Origin of the sequence: Kocuria sp. ZOR0020 (genome assembly GCF_000800955.1) — a bacterium.
In the GTDB taxonomy this organism is placed as follows: Bacteria; Actinomycetota; Actinomycetes; order Actinomycetales; family Micrococcaceae; genus Kocuria; species Kocuria subflava.
Map to the genome: position 1 here is coordinate 1 of NZ_JROX01000256.1, position 1,728 is coordinate 1,728.

A 1,728-nucleotide genomic window follows, 5' to 3' on the forward strand; every position below is an offset into this window, starting at 1 on the left:
CACCGCCAGTCACAAAGGCCCCTGCAGCCCCGGGATTCCGGGGAGGCGGGGGCCTTTGTCATACTCGGGGTGAGGCGTCTGCCCACATTTTGCCCACATTCGTCTGCGACACAGCGTGATCGAGGGCAGTGGCCACGGCGTTCAGATCGTCGTCGAACAGGTCTGCGTACACGTCCAAGGTCATGGCTGCGGAGGAATGTCCGAGCATCCGTTGGACGACTTTCACGTTCGCGCCGGCCGACACCGCGAATGCGGCTGCAGTGTGCCGCAGATCGTGCGGTGTGATCCGGGGTGGTGTTGCTGAAACGGTGGCACGGTCGGGCCCGATCATGACGGCCACGGAGGCGAGTGAGCGTGACACGCTCCTCGACCGGTTGGATGCGTCCGCGCTCCTGGTGGGGAGGCACTTAGATTTGGAGGCGATGCCGACGCGGGACATCGCGCCGCTGCTGAAGGAGTACCAGCGGATTGTGCGTCGCATGTCCGAACTCGAGGCCCAGGAGAACGTCGGGCGGGCGCACCTGCAAGTCGTGGACGGGGCTTGGGATCCGGAGCAGACCTGAGCGCTAGGAGGGCAGAAATCCACACCTAAATGCGCTTTGACCAGCAATAAAACTGCACCTCCCCTCCCTATGGTGCACGCCATCTGGCATCGGCCAGCACCTTGTGGCACAGTAGGTAACCAAGCAAGGACAACCTGGAGACCACCTATTGGGAGCCCATCCGTTGAGCCTTGCCATCGAAAGGAACACAAAGCAATGTCTACCGCCATGCGCATCACCAATGCACGCGCCCTGACTCCCATGCGGGGCTTTCGGGCCGACAGTGACGCCAGCGCGCCCGTCGGTACAGATGGGCTTACGGACTCAGAGCGCCAGGGACGCGCCGAAGCATACCGTGATGACTTTGCAACGTTCTCCCGGGAGGCGTACATCAAGGCCCACGCCATGAAGTCTCGGATGCAGAAGCGTTCGCATGGTACTAAATTGGCGTGAGGCCCGCGCAGACGACCGCGAGTCACTAAAAGATTTCATCTGCACAGATCCTCCGAAGGTTGAATACAACTATAGGTTGCGGAGGAAATTTCATCCCAGGCAGTACGAACTAGACGTGCAGTCACTTTTTCGTAATGTACGCATCCCTCTCACCGAGGAGAATGCGCTTCTCCTGTTAGGTTTTGCCGCCACTAACGACCCCCATCAGGAAACACTTAGGGCAGCTGTCTATTACGCATACGGCGAAGTGTCTCTCGGCGACGAAAGACTTCCTGCCTACGAAATCCGCGCCATTGCCGTAGGACAGGAACATCAAGGGAAAGGACTCGGGCGTGAAGCCCTTGTGTGCGCCCTGGAGTCTGCCCAGGCCACAACTCAACTCAATGGTTTAAATGATGATGAAATCGTCGTCATGGCACAGATTCACATCGACAATGAGCCAAGTCAGCACCTATTTCAGAGCTTCGGATTTAGCAAAGTTGACCTCATGTCCGAATGTGTCTCCCTGTGGTCTGCACCGAGCGTTTCCATCGCGCTTCAAGCTGCCCACGGGAACCTATAGGCAGCTGTCCCTGCCCATTATTTGCCCACACTTGACCACGAAACACGATGATCTACGAACATCACGAGTGACCCAGAACCGCGCAATTACAGGGATCACACTGAACACCAGTCATGCCGGGAGAATTCAAATCCCTCCGTCACCGCCAGTCACAAAGGCCCCTGCAGCCCC

The 1,728-nt window shown here is 58.3% G+C and carries 2 protein-coding genes and 1 pseudogene; 2 read left to right on the forward strand and 1 reads right to left on the reverse strand.

Annotated features, from left to right (window positions below; genetic code table 11):
- Nucleotides 1-58: 58 nt before the first annotated feature.
- Nucleotides 59-292, reverse strand: a pseudogene (locus L979_RS15990) (tyrosine-type recombinase/integrase); the annotation flags it as partial.
- A gap of 130 nt (nucleotides 293-422) precedes the next feature.
- Here L979_RS15990 and L979_RS15995 point away from each other — a divergent pair.
- Both L979_RS15995 and L979_RS12720 read left to right on the forward strand, forming a co-directional pair.
- Nucleotides 423-563 carry a hypothetical protein gene (locus L979_RS15995; protein WP_156125585.1) on the forward strand — a complete coding sequence of 47 codons (141 nt, stop codon included), beginning with the start codon at nucleotides 423-425 and terminating at the stop codon, nucleotides 561-563.
- 412 nt (nucleotides 564-975) lie between these two features.
- Nucleotides 976-1,557, forward strand: coding sequence for a GNAT family N-acetyltransferase (locus L979_RS12720; protein WP_081994499.1), 582 nt, complete (start codon nucleotides 976-978; stop codon nucleotides 1,555-1,557).
- The last annotated feature ends 171 nt before the right edge of the window (nucleotides 1,558-1,728 follow it).

Bases quoted from the DNA above. Each gene is read 5' to 3' on its own strand.
- L979_RS12720 (WP_081994499.1), top strand. From the start codon at position 976: ATGGTACTAAATTGGCGTGAGGCCCGCGCAGACGACCGCGAGTCACTA.
- L979_RS15995 (WP_156125585.1), top strand. From the start codon at position 423: ATGCCGACGCGGGACATCGCGCCGCTGCTGAAGGAGTACCAGCGGATT.